Source organism: Brevibacillus sp. BD137 (assembly GCF_041644655.1).
Classification (GTDB): Bacteria; Bacillota; Bacilli; order Brevibacillales; family Brevibacillaceae; genus Brevibacillus; species Brevibacillus brevis_D.
This window is the reverse complement of sequence record NZ_JAOTNO010000015.1, coordinates 36,765-51,175: the sequence shown is the minus strand read 5'-3', so window position 1 is coordinate 51,175 and position 14,411 is coordinate 36,765. Positions and strand designations below refer to the sequence as shown.

Genomic DNA, 14,411 nt, shown 5'->3' with positions numbered 1-14,411 from the left:
CAGATTATGTATCCAATATTTGGGCCTGCCAATATAATCCGGTAGGTGTAATAACCAGCGTAATCGCTCCATGAGCATCAGTCCTGTACACGGCGGAACCCGATTTTTTTAGGCGATGCAGCACTTCGGGCGAAGGATGCCCGTACCGATTTTTCACCCCGGCAGAGATTACAGCGGCTTTTGGTGCTGTGACTGCAAGGAGCTCTTCGGTACTCGAGGTATTGCTTCCATGATGGGCTACTTTCAAAACATCCACAGAAGTCAAACCGTTTTGAACAAGCTGACTTTCCCCGTCCTTTTCAATGTCACCCGTAAACAATACAGTCTTGTTGAAAGCAGTCAGCTGGAGTATTACGGATGCATCATTTCCTGAAAAAGTCGATTCACCCGGGTGCAGCCACTTCCACTCGATTCCTGGTGCATCTGACCATGATTGACCCGGAAGCCCGGTTAGTATCGGAACTCCTTCTTGTTGGAAAAGTTGGACAATCTCACCTTCCAATTTCGAAGGTGCTGTTCCATTCACCAATACCTCTCCAAAAGAAAAATGAGGAACTAGCGATTTGAATCCCCCAATGTGATCCAGATCGCCATGCGTCATGATGACACGATCGATTTTCTCGATTCCTCTGGCCATCAGAAACGGCAGAACGACGTCTTTCCCCACCTCAAATGGGTCACGTTTTTCCATCCATGGTTCAGCAGCTGGGAACTGCATTGTCCCACCCGCATCCATTAAGTATACCTTCTGATCACCAATTTCGACAACGATGGAATCCCCTTGTCCGACATCAAGGAAGGTAATTCGAACTTCTTCGACTCCTGAAAACGGCTGTCTGGCCGCTACAATGAACGAAAGAAATATAACGAAAGTAAGCATTATATCACGCTTTCGATGATAGCCCAACCTCCATGAAATGGGCAGAGCACCCAAAAAACAGGTATACAAAGCAAGCCACCACCACGAAGGATGCGGCCAATAGGTAAAGGGCAGCCTCATTTTTTCAATAGCAAACAGCGGAAGATGAATCCATTTCAGCATTGCCGTCGATAACCAAACAGGAATCACCGCCAAAAACGGGTGGACGAAATCGAGGACAACGGCAATATACCCGAATGGTAGCGCTATGGCCGAGAGAATCGGTGTCACTACCAAATTGACCAGCCAAGACACAGGTGAAAACAAATGAAAATGGTAGATGAGAAACGGAAAAGAAACAAGCTGGGCTGACAATGTAACCGCCAGCAGTGTACGAATCCAGACAGGTACCCGAACAAATACATGCAAGCTGTATGGCACAAAAATGATCAGACCAAGTGTTACCGCAAAAGAAAGCTGAAAACCGACATGCCACAGCTGATACGGATTCATCAGCAGCATTAGGATGAGTGCCCCAGCCCAGACGTCTTTGCCATCCAACTTCTTTCCAACTACCTGGCAGAGAAGCCCCACACTTCCCATCAGTCCAGATCGGATCGCCGACGCGCTGGCTCCCACCAGAAGCACATACCCGATCAAGAACAAAATCGTTACAACAAATGCTAGTCTGCGTCTGATTCCAATCCGCTCCAAACACCACATAAACATAGAGCTGACCAATGTCACATGCAAACCGGAAATCGCGAGGATATGACTTAAGCCCAAATTCGAATACATTGCCGCAAGCTCGGGGTTCACCTCTTGTCCAAGACCAAGCAGGAGCGACTTCATATAACCCGCTGTTTCTGTATCTGTAAATAATGATTCAATTCGCCTTGCACCCGAGTCCTGCCATTCTTGAAAGCTCGCCCAAACAGAAAAAGCAGGTGTCATCTCAACCGCTTGATAGCTTGTTTCCCCTGTGACATGGACACCTTGCCAATACAAATAGCTGGCGTAGTCGAAGGCATGAGGATTGCGCGCAGGAGCTGGTAAGGATAGTCGGATCGGAGCCGCGATAACACTCCCACGTCTCCACTGCTCTATTTGTTTTGCTTCCTGGAAAGAGGCAAGTTTAACACGAAGCGCGATTTTTTCGAGAGACCAATGCTCATTATGATCACGCTCGTTTTCACCCCAGGATGTTATCGTGACAAAAAATCGTGCTGCATCGCCGTCCCGTCTCACAGGAGAATCAATGACACCTTCTATCCAGATGGTCTGCTCCCTTTCTGCTAATGGTTTCACTTCAGAGCTGTGGAGATTCTCGTACCCATAAAAAAAGAGACCTGCTAGAATAGAAATCAGTGAGTAGCACGCAACGCATTTGCGGTATGGTAACGGGATACATGCAACGACTCCCCATAATAAGCCTGTAGCCAACAGCAGCCAAGCAGGATGCAAATAGGCGGACAGAATAAGGCCGATCATCATCGCTAGGCTTGCTATCCATACTGACACTGTAATCCCCCCGTCCTGTTCTTTTATGAACCGTTTTGTCGAACGATTCACGGTCTCCTAAGGGAGTATATCTAACCGAATGGGGACAAAAATAGAAAAGAAGAAAGGCTAATTCCCTTGTAGAATCAGCGTTTTCGAGGTCAATCACTGGCATTCATAAGAGATTGCGTTGATTGTCGATACATGATAGAGTTAGCAGGAGCAATCCAGTGAGAGGAAGAGTCATTTCTTATGTGCGGAATCGTATCACTCTATAACAAGCGGCAAAAGCCTGTTCAACAAGAAGCGATTAGTGCAATGACGGGTGTCATCCTGCACCGTGGTCCAGATGACGATGGTTTTCACCTTGAAGACAACATCGCCCTGGGCTTTCGTCGTTTAAGCATCATTGACGTGGAAGGCGGACATCAACCGCTGTTTAACGAAACACGTGACATCTGGATTATTGGTAACGGCGAAATCTACAATTACAAAGAGTTACAGCAATGGTTAAAGGACATCGGTCACGTTTTCCATACCGATTCTGATATTGAGACCATCCTCCACCTTTATGAAGAGGTAGGAACAGATGCACCTAAGCATTTACGCGGGATGTTTGGCTTTACGATCTACGACTCCCGTAAAAAACGTCTGTTTGGGGCACGCGACCATTTTGGAATCAAGCCTCTCTACTATGTCGAGACGAATGATTCGATCGGGGTTGCCAGTGAGATCAAAAGCTTGCTGGAGCTGCCAGGCTTCAAGCGTGAAGTGAATCCAACCGCTTTTTATCACTATTTGACGTTCCAATATGTACCTGATCCTGAAACGATGTTTGCTGGCATTTACCGTATACCACCTGCACACTCGTTCGTGGTTGAAAACGACCGGATCAAGCTGGAAAGGTACTGGGATGTAGAATTCAAGCCTGATGAAAGCAAGCCGTTCTCTTATTTTGTTGAGGGTACACGCAGTGTCATGCTTGAATCTGTCGACAAACACCGGATTAGCGAAGTTTCTCGTGGAGCCTTCTTGTCTAGTGGAGTTGACTCTAGCAGTATCGTTGGGATGTTGCGTACATTCGAGCCAGTCAAATCTTTTTCTGTCGGGTCGGATATCCCTGGTTATAGCGAGCTCGATTATGCGAAGCGAACCGCAGCATACTTGGGATCGGAGCATTTCGAGCGCGTGATAAACGCCAAGCAGTACATGGACGAATTGCCAAGACTGATCTGGCATCAGGACGAACCGGTAGCAGACCCATCTGCCATCTTGCTCTATTTCGTAGCACAGATGGCGAGTGAACACGTAACCGTTGTATTGTCCGGTGAAGGTGCAGATGAATTTTTTGGCGGATACAATATTTACAGAGAGCCTCATTCTCTCAAAATGTTTTCCGGAATGCCTGGCTGGATGCGCCAATCCATCGGATACATGGCAGAACGCCTCCCTGATCAGGTAAAAGGGAAAAACTTCCTCATTCGCGGGTCGAAAACGGTTGAGCAGCGCTTCTTCGGAAACGCGCTGATTTTCAGCGAAGAGATGAAAAAGCGCGTCGTCATGGAGGATATTACCCGTTCGGAATCGTATGTATCTCCTTTCACCATTACAGAAGAGATTTACAAACGCGCTTCCGAATATGATGATGTGACCAAGATGCAATACTTGGACATTCACACTTGGCTCAGAGGCAACATTTTGATGAAGGCCGACAAGATGACGATGGCCAATTCTTTGGAGTTGCGAGTGCCTTTCATTGATCTGAAGGTATTTGAATTCGCCGCTACCATTCCAACCAAGTACAAAATTGCCAACGGCACGACCAAGCACGTGCTTCGTGAAGCGATGAAAGACTTCTTACCACCTGAGATCCAATCGAGAAAGAAGCTGGGCTTCCCTGTTCCGACTCGTCATTGGCTCAAAAACGAATTTTACAAATGGGCAAAAGAGATCATTTTTGAATCCAAGGTGGATAATTTGATCAATAAGGCCTATGTGCTCTACATGCTCGATGAACACCGTGAAGGCAATGCGGATTACAGCCGCAAAATCTGGACGATCCTGGTCTTCATGCTGTGGCATCAAATCTTCATTGAGCAAAAGCACAATTTTGAGCCTTATGTCAGCCCGAATGTAGACCTTCGCCGCAAGAAAAATTCTTCGTTGCAGCATATCGGCTAACGGCGAAAACAGAGTAAATAGATTTGCAGACCCTCTCTTACTTTTCGTAGCATCGTTCATAGAGAACAAGTTCTCTCTATGAACGTATCGCTACGTGAAGGACGGGAGGTTTTTTTGTTATGGTGTTGGAATGGTGGGAGCGTTATCGCCGTATCCTCTTGCTGACTGCGGCTGTTCTGTTTGTCGGTAGTAGCTATTGGCTTTATCAACACGACCAATCGCATAAGACTGCCGAACTACCGTTGCATACTCCAGCTTATGCAGCATCAGATGTTGAAGCAAAAGAACGAACAGATGATTCAGTTGCTGCTCAACCTGACAAGCCGGTAAAAGCAACGCCGGAAAAAGATAAGAATAAGGAACCACTCCCCTCTCCTCTCTATGTCGATGTGAAAGGGCAAGTGAAAAACCCCGGTTTATACCAATTTGAACCAGGTACGCGTGTCGCAACAGCCATCGAAAAAGCAGGAGGAGCACTTCCTGATGCTGACCTGGTACAGATCAATTTGGCAGCACCGCTTGCAGATGGAGCTGCTCTTGTCATCCCGGCTAAAGGAGCAACCGCGCCAGTCTCCGCATCCATTGGCCTTGTACAATCTGCTGCAAGCGTATCCACCACTGGTGCCTCTTCAGTCATAAACCTCAACACGGCAACTGCCGATGAGCTCATGAGCCTTCCCGGAATTGGAGAAGCTCGTGCAAAGGCAATCGTGGATTACCGGTCAAAACAAGGGCCATTTCGTTCAGCGGATGACCTGAAACAGATTGAGGGAATTGGCGAGAAGATGTTTGCACGGATAAAGGATCGGCTGGTGGTACAATGAGATCCGGTCATGATCATAGGTGCTCCTACATAGAATGGGAGAAGAATATCGGAGGGAGGTATGCCCATGAATAGAATTGGGTTCATTGGTACGGGCAGCATGGGCAGTATCTTGATTGAATCATTGCTGTCAGCCAAGGCGCTGACACCTGGTCATGTCATTATCAGCAACAGAACCCCTGCGAAGGCGCAGCAACTGGCAGAAAAACATCCTGGGCTCATTGTCGCGCACAGCAATGCCGATTTGGTCAAAGAAGCTACAACGATCGTGCTGTGCGTCAAGCCACTGGAATATAGCGTGATGCTTGAACAAATCGCTCCTGCCTTAACGCCAGACCACCTGTTGATTACGATCACCAGTCCGATCAAACTAGCGGATTTGGAGTCTCAAGTTCCTTGTGCCGTTGCCCGAGTCGTTCCTTCTATAACAAATGCCGTGATGAGTGGTGTTAGCTTATGTGAATTCGGATCACGAATCCAAGAGGAACAGCGTCAATTCATACGAAGTCTGTTTGCGCACATTAGCTCCCCTGTTGAGATTTCAGAGCCTTTTTTACGAATTACTTCTGACATTGTCAGTTGTGGGCCAGCGTTTATCAGCTATATTTTGCAGCAAATGATTCAAGAAGCTGTTGAAGAAACAGGTATTTCCGCAGAAGCTGCTACCTACATGACTACGCAAATGCTAATTGGGATCGCAGATCTTTTACGGGAAGAAGCGTTCACCCTCCCTACTCTCCAAAAAAGGGTCTGCGTGCCCGGAGGAATTACTGGGGAAGGACTGATTCCTTTGCAAGACGGTATTCCTGGTCTTTTCGCCCAAGTATTTCGCCGCACACAAGCGAAGTTTGCCGAGGATCAGGAACTGGTTGCACGAAATTTGAACAATCAGCCGCATTAGCGTATGACGACGTAAGCGTGGATTGACGAAAAAAGGAGTGGATACCTGTCACTCTCAGGTTCCACTCCTCTTCTTATTTCTTGTCGTCCTTTTCTTAACGAACGACGATATTCACCAGTTTGCCCGGAACAGCGATGACTTTGACGATCGTTTTTCCTTCGATCAGTTCGTTAATCATCTCGTTGTTTTTCGCCATCTCTTCCATCTGTTCTTTCGTCGAATCAGAAGCGATAAGCAGCTTTTCTTTGTTTTTACCGTTAATTTGCAGGACGATTTCTACCTCGTCTTCAACCAGCTTCGCCTCGTCGTACGTTGGCCATGCTGCGTATGCCACGCTCTCGCTGTGACCGAGTTTTTCCCACAGCTCTTCACCCAAGTGCGGAGCGATTGGAGACAGCATTTTTACAAAGTCCTCCATGAATTTCTTCGGCAAAACTTCTGCTTTGTACGCTTCGTTTACGAATACCATCAACTGAGAGATACCTGTATTGAAACGCAGGCCCTCGTAGTCTTCTGTTACTTTTTTAACAGTTTGGTGGTACACGCGCTCCATGCCAGCTACGTTGGAGGTTTCCACGATTTTTTCGTTCAGCTCACCGTTGTCACCCACAAACAGACGATATACGCGATCTAGGAAGCGGCGTGCGCCATCCAAGCCTTTTGTCGACCAAGCGATCGATGCATCCAGTGGCCCCATGAACATTTCGTACATGCGCAGTGTATCGGCACCATGGCTGTCGATGATATCGTCTGGGTTTACAACGTTGCCTTTGGACTTACTCATTTTCTCGTTGTTTTCACCCAGGATCATCCCTTGGTTAAACAGCTTTTGGAACGGTTCCTTGGTTGGTACGACACCGATATCGTACAGGAACTTGTGCCAGAAACGAGAGTAGAGCAAGTGCAGTACCGCATGCTCTGCACCACCAATGTAAATGTCGATTGGCAGCCATTCTTTCAGTTTGTCTGGATCAGCCAATGCCTTGTCATTGTGTGGATCGATGAAGCGCAGGAAGTACCAGCAGCTACCCGCCCATTGCGGCATCGTGTTTGTCTCACGGCGTGCTTTCATGCCTGTTTCCGGATCGACAGTGTTGACCCACTCCGCGATGTTTGCCAATGGCGATTCACCTGTACCGGATGGTTTGATTTCTTTTGTTTTTGGCAACATGATTGGCAGTTCGGATTCTGGAACGACTTTCATCGTGCCATCTTCCAGGTGGAGAATCGGAATTGGTTCACCCCAGTAACGTTGACGGCTGAACAGCCAGTCGCGCAGACGGTACGTTACCTTGCGATTTCCTTTGCCTTCTGCTTCCAGCCACTCAATCATTTTGCTGATCGCCTGTTCTTTGTTCAAACCATCGAGCATGCCGGAGTTAATGTGCTCTCCGTCGCCTGCATACGCTTCTTTGGTGATATCGCCACCAGCGATGACTTGCTTGATTGGCAGATCGAATGTTTTCGCAAACTCATAGTCGCGTTCATCGTGCGCCGGAACCGCCATGATGGAGCCTGTTCCGTAGCTGATCAGCACGTAATCTGCAATCCAGATTGGCAGACGCTCGCCGTTAACCGGGTTGATCGCATACGCTCCGGTAAATACTCCTGTCTTTTCTTTTGCCAGATCAGTACGCTCCAGATCGCTCTTGCGCTTTGCTTGATCCAGGTACGCTTCTACTGCTTCTTTTTGAGCCGGTACGGTAATTTGTTCAACCAGCTTGTGCTCAGGAGCCAGTACCGCATAGGTTGCCCCGTAAAGAGTGTCTGGACGAGTCGTAAAGACGGTAAAGGATTCATCATGACCTTCGATACCAAAGGCTACTTCTGCCCCTTCAGAACGGCCGATCCAGTTGCGTTGCATTTCCTTGATGCTCTCTGGCCAATCCAGTTCATCCAGGTCAGCGAGCAGTCTTTCCGCATACGCAGTAATTTTCAAGACCCATTGCTTCATTGGGCGGCGTTCTACTGGGTGTCCGCCACGCTCACTTTTTCCATCAATCACTTCTTCGTTCGCCAAAACCGTTCCCAAAGCAGGGCACCAGTTTACAGCTACCTCGTCAATATAAGCCAAGCCGTGCTCATACAGCTTCGTAAAAATCCATTGTGTCCACTTGTAGTAATGCGGATCAGTTGTGTTAATTTCACGATCCCAGTCGTAGGAAAATCCGAGCGACTTAATTTGGCGACGGAAGGTGTTGATATTGTGCTCGGTGAATTCCGCCGGATCGTTTCCTGTATCGAGAGCGTATTGCTCCGCTGGCAAGCCAAACGCATCCCAGCCCATTGGGTGGAGAACGTTATATCCTTGCATCCGCTTCATGCGGGACAAAATATCAGTAGCCGTATAGCCTTCCGGATGTCCTACGTGCAGGCCAGCTCCAGATGGATACGGGAACATGTCGAGTGCGTAAAACTTTTTCTTGCCTTCATCCTCGGAGGTTTTGAAGGTCTTGTTCTGCTCCCAATATTGCTGCCACTTCTTTTCGACATTGCGATGACTGAATACCATGGTAAAGCACTCCCATCTTAAAATAGGTAAAAATAAAGAAAACCTCACATCCCAGATCGCTCTTGCGAAAGGGACGAGAGGTTGTTTACATTCCCGCGGTACCACCCAGATTGGCAAATGACAAGCATTCACCCACTTGTTTCATCCGTATCGGGGATAAGCCGCTCACCCTTACGCAGTCATGACTTGGATGACCTTGGGGGCAAGTGCTGGGAGGTGAGTTCAGATAGATCCGGGTTGACTTGCACCATCCGTCAACTCTCTGTGAATGCTCGAATCCGATTCCTACTATTCCTCTTAAACGCGTCGAAATCTGTAGTTATAACGCCATTATAGTCAATCCGAACCAATCATGTCAAACTTTTCGGCTTGCGGGCTGAGAAAAATAGGCGCTCACTCGCTTCTTGTGGTGGCAAATCCGAGTAATCAGCGGTGATGATGATATCTGTGAAGCCAGCATCTGTCAGCCAGCGCATCAGTTGGACAGGCTGGTAAGCCCTTTGCCAATGCTCCTCTTCCATCCGCTCATACAATCCGTTTGGCTGACGAATGAAAAACGTTAACTGATGCTCTACCTCTAGTCGCAGTGGGTCGCAAAAACATTGCCAAATGTACGAAACTTCATCTTCTACATGTGTGAACGTCTCGTCCCCGAAAATGTGCAGCATCTTGTACGGGCTGTGCACATCAAACAGAAAGCTCCCACCAGGCGCGAGATGGGCGAAAACGCGCTTGAACGTTTCCTGCACATCCGCTTCCTCTGTAAGATAGCTCAATGAATCACACAAGGAGATGACTGCATCCACTTCCGGCAAGGACAGCTCCCGCATATCCTGCTCCACCCACGCTACTTCTACCTGCTCCTGCCTCATTTTGTCATAGGCGATTGCAAGCATTTCTGTTGAGAGATCCACTCCCGTAACTCGGTATCCCCGCTTGGCGAGTGGGATCGCAATCGTGCCAGTCCCACAGCCAAGATCAATGACCCGCACAGGCTTCTCTCCCTTTTTCCAATGACGCTCAACCCAATCGAGCCACTGGTCATAAGGAGTATCCGCCATCAGCCTGTCATATACAGCGGCCATATGTGCGTATGCCATCTGTCCTTACCCTTCCGTGCTGAAGGAAACTTCCTCTGCGTCCTTCCACAGGCGCTCCAGGTTGTAAAACTCGCGATCTTCGCGATGGAAAACGTGAATGACGATATCACCCAGATCAACCAGTACCCAGCGACCTTCATCCGCTCCCTCGATACCGCGGACGTCAAAGCCGTTTTTGTGGGCTTGGTCACGAATTTCGCGAACAATTGCCTGTACTTGACGCTCGTTGTTTCCGTGGCAAATCATGAAATAGTCTGCGATCACAGACAGCTTTCTAATATCGAGCACCTTCAAGTTCTCTGCTTTTTTGTCCTCTGCTGCCTTCACAACCAACTGGGCCAAATCTTCTACTGTTTTAACCATCAAAACCCTCCTTCTCTCCCTTTGCGGGAAACCAAATCGTTATAGGCCGTCAATGTCAACGGGAAAACTGTCTTTTGCTTTTCTATCAAAAATTGAATGGTGCCTCCCAAGGCAAGTGCCAGAGCGGCATCCAAATCATGCATGGCTTTGGCGCGAATAAAATCGACACCGGGGTAAACCCGGTTTGGTTCTATATAGTCTGCCACACAGACGACTTTTTCTAACAGGGACATGCCAGCCCGCCCCGTCGTATGGTAGCGAACAGCTTGTAAAATATCTGCATCCGTTACACCTAGGTCAGTCTGGATCACAATCGCTGCCGCAAAAGCGTGCCACAGCTCTTTTTCCCCTTCCAAAAGCTCTGTAGGCATATCGTGGCGAACGAGAATCTCAAACATTTTTTCCACAGGCCAGCACTTGCAGTAATCGTGCAACAGACCAGCAAGCTCGGCTTTGTCAGGATCAGCCCCGAATCTCTCTGCCAGCTCGCGAGCCGACGCAGCCACCCCTAGCGTGTGATTGTAGCGCTTTTCATGCATCTGTTGCCGTACGCGAACGAGAAGCTCTTCCCGATTATCCAAAAGTCTCATAGATTCGGTTCTCCTTTATATAGCGCTCCACGGCATCAGGCACAAGATAACGGATGCTTTTCCTGGCAGCTGCCTTCTTGCGAATCATCGTGGAGGATATGTCCCAAACAGGCATCTCCACAAATGTGACGTCCTCGCTCGATTTTAGGTCCAGTTCGGTTCCTGGTCTCGCTAGACCTATAAAGCGTACCATATGAATCAGCTCTTGGTACTGGTACCATTTGGGCAAGATTTTTACCATATCTCCCCCCATGATAAAGGAAAAACGGCAATCCGGGAACTGCCTAATGAGCTGAGTCATCGTATCATAGGTGTACGATGGCCCTTTTCTTTCGAACTCCACATCTGTAACACGAAACACCTCGTGATCAGACACGGCCAGCTGAACCATTTGCAAGCGGTGATGCGCCAGCGTCAGACTCTCTCTTTCTTTGTGTGGTGGAACGTGTGTAGGCATAAACCAGATTTCATCCAGGCCCGCTTGCTCTCTGGCTTGTTCGGCCGCCAGCAAGTGCCCACAATGAATCGGGTCAAACGTTCCTCCCATGATCCCTACTTGCTTGATTGGCTGTCTCATTGCATGCAGGTCACTTACGGAAGCTTGATCGTCTTGTTCTCCCGAGACTCTTTATACAAGACAACTGTATGGCCAATCAACTGCACAAGCTCTGCTCCAGCACCTGCAGCGAGATCTTCAGCCACTTGATGTTTATCGTCATTATTGTTTTGCAAAATCGCTACCTTGATCAATTCACGTACTTCCAACGCTTCTTTGATCTGCGTGATCATGTTTTCGTTTACTCCACCTTTTCCAACTTGGAAAATAGGGGTGAGATGATGTGCTTCTGCGCGCAAAAAGCGCTTTTGCTTGCCGGTCAACATCGGCAATGCCTCCTTTTATATCCTGCCAATCAGGTTGTTTTCTTTAATTGTTGCAAGACGACCTCACGCATAACCCCAGTTGGTGCTTGCTCGCCCGTCCACAGCTCGAATGCCAGTGCACCTTGATTCACAAACATGCCGATTCCGGAATGAACAGTGGCTCCGATGGCACGCGCTTCTTTGAGCAGACGTGTTTCGAGCGGGTTATAAATCAGATCGCTAACGGTTAAACCGGAATGAAGCCACTCTGCTGGCACAGGTGTCTCCTGCACGTTTGGCAGCATTCCGATCGATGTCGTATTGATCAACAGCGAAGAGTCCGCGATAGCTGCTTCCCCTTCGCCTTGTTCTACGATTTTCGTAGGTACAATCGTTCCGACATGCTCAGCCAATACCGCGGCTCTTTCCCGGGAACGATTGATGATGCGAATTTCCTTGACTCCTTGTTCAGCCAAGGTAAACGCCACAGCTCGCGCAGCGCCTCCAGCCCCTACCATGGTTACCACTTGCTTTTCAAGAACGATTCCCGTCTCTTCCACAAGCGAACGAACATAGCCCATACCATCTGTGTTATAGCCGATCAAGCGTCCATCACGAGAAACGACGGTATTAACGGCACCGATTCGTTTGGCAAGCGGATCGATTTCATCCAGCATCGGCATGATAGCGACCTTGTGGGGAATCGTGACGTTAATCCCCTTCAGGCCTAACGCGCGAATACCCGCGACTGCATCTTCCAGATTTTCCGGTTCCACATCGAACGCAGCATAGGCAAATCCCAACCCGGTCTCTAAAAAAGCTGTATTGTGCATCATCGGTGATTGTGAGTGGGAAACTGGATGCCCAAACAGGCCAACCAGTTGTGTTTTGCTTGTAATCATGGAGCTTTTCCTCCCCGGACGTCTCTCTATAGCATATGGCAAGGGGCAAGGCTACCTCGACTTTTCTTGTTTAAGCTAGATCAGCCCTTTGCGCATCCCAACACTTACGCCTTTAGGTGCATGCACGACAACACTCGCTTCGTGTTTTCCTTGGATGCTGACCCAGCCCAAACCGGAAATTACGATGTCAGTGGTCATGGTGGACTTGTTGATTTTAAAGGTGTGCTTCACAAATGGTGGAAGTGCTTTCGCAGCTTCCTCCCCTGTTGGTGGTACCAGCAAGGTTCCATGATGCTTTTGCATCACTTCGTCTGCTTTCTCCAGCTTCGTCCGGTGGATGTACAGATCGTTGTCGACATAGACGATGAACGGCTGTCTCTCTCCGCGTACGAAGTCGATACGGGCTAAACCACCCAAAAAGAGCGATTGCCCATCATCGAGCTGATACACCTTGGAGTTAATCCGGCTGGTCGGGGTAATCTTTCTCAGATCAGTCGGGGATACCATATGTCCGATCTGGTCGCGATTAATGATTCCTGGCGTATCAAAAATGGAGCGGCCATCCTCGAGTGGAATCTCGATTTTGTCCAGTGTCGTACCAGGGAATGGCGAAGTGGTAATCTCCAGCTCAGCCGCACCGTAGTCATGCAAGATGCGGTTGATCATCGTCGACTTTCCTACGTTGGTCACACCGACAATGTACACATCACGGCCTTTGCGCAGCTCTCCAATGCGATTCAACAATTCATCAATATGAAGCCCTTTTTGCGCGCTGATCAGTACGACATCCTCCGGGCGCAGTCCGCGTTCTTTTGCTTCGTGCTGCATCCAGTTGCGTACACGGTTCAGGTTGATGTTTCTCGGCAGCAGATCAACCTTGTTACCCACGAGCAAAATCGGATTCTTCCCGACAAAACGTGGCAAACCCTTGAGCCAGGAGCCTTGGAAGTCAAAGATATCGACTACCATTACGACAAGAGACTCCGTAGAGCCGATGCCATCCAAAATCTTGAGGAAGTCGTCATCGCCCATTCCTACGGGAGCTACTTCATTATAATGCTTGATGCGATAACAGCGCTGGCAAATGATTACCTTTCTGCCAAGCGCGGATTCAGGTGCATAGCCTGGCTTTTTTGCATCCGCTGTCTGAATGGCAATCCCACATCCAGCACAAGAGCCATGCGATTGTTCCGTCATGCTTTTCTCCTCCACGAAACCATTCCTTTCCTCTCCATCCAAATAAGGGCCACACGCTCCATCTGACGATTAAAGCGCGTCCAAAAACCATCCGTCTGGGCTACAGGAACAACCAGGATCGTATGAAATCCTAATCGATTTCCTCCCAGCACATCGGTAAACAATTGATCGCCAATGACAACAGTCTCAGCGATGGTTACATTCATCTGCCGCACTGCCTGCAAAAAGGCACGGTTTGTCGGCTTTTTGGCCGCATAAATAAACCCGAGATTTAATGGGGCACAGAAGCGGTCTACACGCTCCTTGTTGTTGTTGGAGACAACAGTGACCTGTATGCCTGCCTCATGCATGCGAGCAAGCCAGTTGATGACCTCCTCGGTTGCATGTGGCCTGTCCCATTCCACCAAGGTATTATCCAAGTCTGTAATCACCGCACGGATGTTATTTCGTTTCAATTGATCTATGTCAATGTGATGGATTGATTCGACGAACTGACTAGGCATCAGCTTCTCTAAAAACACGGGGCACCTCCAAATGATGTGAAGCAATCAACCGCGATTTCGGCACTTACTATACCATAATCGACCACTTGGTTGCAAAACAAAAAGCATGATCACCACTT

General features: G+C 48.6%; 13 protein-coding genes and 1 other annotated feature. Of the genes, 3 read left to right on the top strand and 10 right to left on the bottom strand.

The window, feature by feature from the left end; all coding sequences use genetic code 11:
* Positions 1–4: 4 nt before the first annotated feature.
* Complete coding sequence (locus ODZ53_RS24755; RefSeq protein ID WP_372680873.1) at positions 5–2,407, bottom strand: DNA internalization-related competence protein ComEC/Rec2; 2,403 nt, start codon at positions 2,405–2,407, stop codon at positions 5–7.
* Between the two features lie 204 nt (positions 2,408–2,611).
* On the opposite strand from ODZ53_RS24755, the gene asnB reads away from it, so the two are divergent.
* From asnB to comER, 3 genes are all read left to right on the top strand, one after another.
* The gene (gene asnB / locus ODZ53_RS24750; protein WP_372680773.1) at positions 2,612–4,540 is read left to right on the top strand and encodes an asparagine synthase (glutamine-hydrolyzing); all 1,929 of its coding nucleotides are present in this window, start codon (positions 2,612–2,614) and stop codon (positions 4,538–4,540) included.
* 119 nt (positions 4,541–4,659) lie between these two features.
* Entirely contained in the window at positions 4,660–5,364 is a 705-nt protein-coding gene (locus tag ODZ53_RS24745; RefSeq protein ID WP_372680771.1) for a helix-hairpin-helix domain-containing protein, read from the top strand.
* Between the two features lie 66 nt (positions 5,365–5,430).
* Positions 5,431–6,264 carry a late competence protein ComER gene (gene comER / locus ODZ53_RS24740; protein ID WP_372680769.1) on the top strand — a complete coding sequence of 278 codons (834 nt, stop codon included), beginning with the start codon at positions 5,431–5,433 and terminating at the stop codon, positions 6,262–6,264.
* Positions 6,265–6,358: 94 nt separating this feature from the next.
* On the opposite strand, the gene leuS is transcribed toward comER, so the two are convergent.
* From leuS to ODZ53_RS24695, 9 genes are all read right to left on the bottom strand, one after another.
* Complete coding sequence (gene leuS, locus ODZ53_RS24735) at positions 6,359–8,776, bottom strand: leucine--tRNA ligase (RefSeq protein WP_372680767.1); 2,418 nt, start codon at positions 8,774–8,776, stop codon at positions 6,359–6,361.
* 66 nt (positions 8,777–8,842) lie between these two features.
* Positions 8,843–9,087: a binding site (T-box leader), on the bottom strand.
* A 39-nt stretch (positions 9,088–9,126) separates the two neighbouring features.
* Positions 9,127–9,876: a class I SAM-dependent DNA methyltransferase gene (locus ODZ53_RS24730; RefSeq protein WP_372680765.1), complete on the bottom strand. Its 750-nt coding sequence runs from the start codon at positions 9,874–9,876 to the stop codon at positions 9,127–9,129.
* Between the two features lie 6 nt (positions 9,877–9,882).
* A complete protein-coding gene (rsfS, locus tag ODZ53_RS24725) occupies positions 9,883–10,239 on the bottom strand; it encodes a ribosome silencing factor (protein ID WP_016742581.1) in 357 nt (118 codons plus the stop codon).
* A complete protein-coding gene (yqeK, locus tag ODZ53_RS24720) occupies positions 10,239–10,829 on the bottom strand; it encodes a bis(5'-nucleosyl)-tetraphosphatase (symmetrical) YqeK (protein WP_007727774.1) in 591 nt (196 codons plus the stop codon). Before yqeK ends, rsfS begins: the two co-directional genes overlap by 1 nt.
* A complete protein-coding gene (locus ODZ53_RS24715; protein ID WP_372680763.1) occupies positions 10,813–11,406 on the bottom strand; it encodes a nicotinate-nucleotide adenylyltransferase in 594 nt (197 codons plus the stop codon). Before ODZ53_RS24715 ends, yqeK begins: the two co-directional genes overlap by 17 nt.
* Before the next feature lie 14 nt (positions 11,407–11,420).
* Positions 11,421–11,711, bottom strand: coding sequence for a ribosome assembly RNA-binding protein YhbY (gene yhbY, locus ODZ53_RS24710; RefSeq protein WP_007727776.1), 291 nt, complete (start codon positions 11,709–11,711; stop codon positions 11,421–11,423).
* A 29-nt stretch (positions 11,712–11,740) separates the two neighbouring features.
* On the bottom strand, positions 11,741–12,592 hold the full coding sequence (locus tag ODZ53_RS24705; RefSeq protein ID WP_173625184.1) for a shikimate dehydrogenase: 852 nt from the start codon (positions 12,590–12,592) through the stop codon (positions 11,741–11,743).
* Positions 12,593–12,667: 75 nt separating this feature from the next.
* Complete coding sequence (gene yqeH, locus ODZ53_RS24700; RefSeq protein WP_012685701.1) at positions 12,668–13,789, bottom strand: ribosome biogenesis GTPase YqeH; 1,122 nt, start codon at positions 13,787–13,789, stop codon at positions 12,668–12,670.
* Positions 13,786–14,310, bottom strand: coding sequence for a YqeG family HAD IIIA-type phosphatase (locus ODZ53_RS24695; protein WP_012685700.1), 525 nt, complete (start codon positions 14,308–14,310; stop codon positions 13,786–13,788). Before ODZ53_RS24695 ends, yqeH begins: the two co-directional genes overlap by 4 nt.
* Positions 14,311–14,411 lie beyond the last annotated feature (101 nt).

What these genes read in the sequence shown, in the direction of transcription:
- rsfS (WP_016742581.1), bottom strand. Translation starts at nt 10,239, where the DNA reads ATGGTTAAAACAGTAGAAGATTTGGCCCAGTTGGTTGTGAAGGCAGCA.
- ODZ53_RS24730 (WP_372680765.1), bottom strand. Translation starts at nt 9,876, where the DNA reads ATGGCATACGCACATATGGCCGCTGTATATGACAGGCTGATGGCGGAT.
- yqeK (WP_007727774.1), bottom strand. Translation starts at nt 10,829, where the DNA reads ATGAGACTTTTGGATAATCGGGAAGAGCTTCTCGTTCGCGTACGGCAA.
- ODZ53_RS24745 (WP_372680771.1), top strand. Translation starts at nt 4,660, where the DNA reads ATGGTGTTGGAATGGTGGGAGCGTTATCGCCGTATCCTCTTGCTGACT.
- yqeH (WP_012685701.1), bottom strand. Translation starts at nt 13,789, where the DNA reads ATGACGGAACAATCGCATGGCTCTTGTGCTGGATGTGGGATTGCCATT.
- asnB (WP_372680773.1), top strand. Translation starts at nt 2,612, where the DNA reads ATGTGCGGAATCGTATCACTCTATAACAAGCGGCAAAAGCCTGTTCAA.
- ODZ53_RS24715 (WP_372680763.1), bottom strand. Translation starts at nt 11,406, where the DNA reads ATGAGACAGCCAATCAAGCAAGTAGGGATCATGGGAGGAACGTTTGAC.
- ODZ53_RS24705 (WP_173625184.1), bottom strand. Translation starts at nt 12,592, where the DNA reads ATGATTACAAGCAAAACACAACTGGTTGGCCTGTTTGGGCATCCAGTT.
- comER (WP_372680769.1), top strand. Translation starts at nt 5,431, where the DNA reads ATGAATAGAATTGGGTTCATTGGTACGGGCAGCATGGGCAGTATCTTG.
- yhbY (WP_007727776.1), bottom strand. Translation starts at nt 11,711, where the DNA reads ATGTTGACCGGCAAGCAAAAGCGCTTTTTGCGCGCAGAAGCACATCAT.
- leuS (WP_372680767.1), bottom strand. Translation starts at nt 8,776, where the DNA reads ATGGTATTCAGTCATCGCAATGTCGAAAAGAAGTGGCAGCAATATTGG.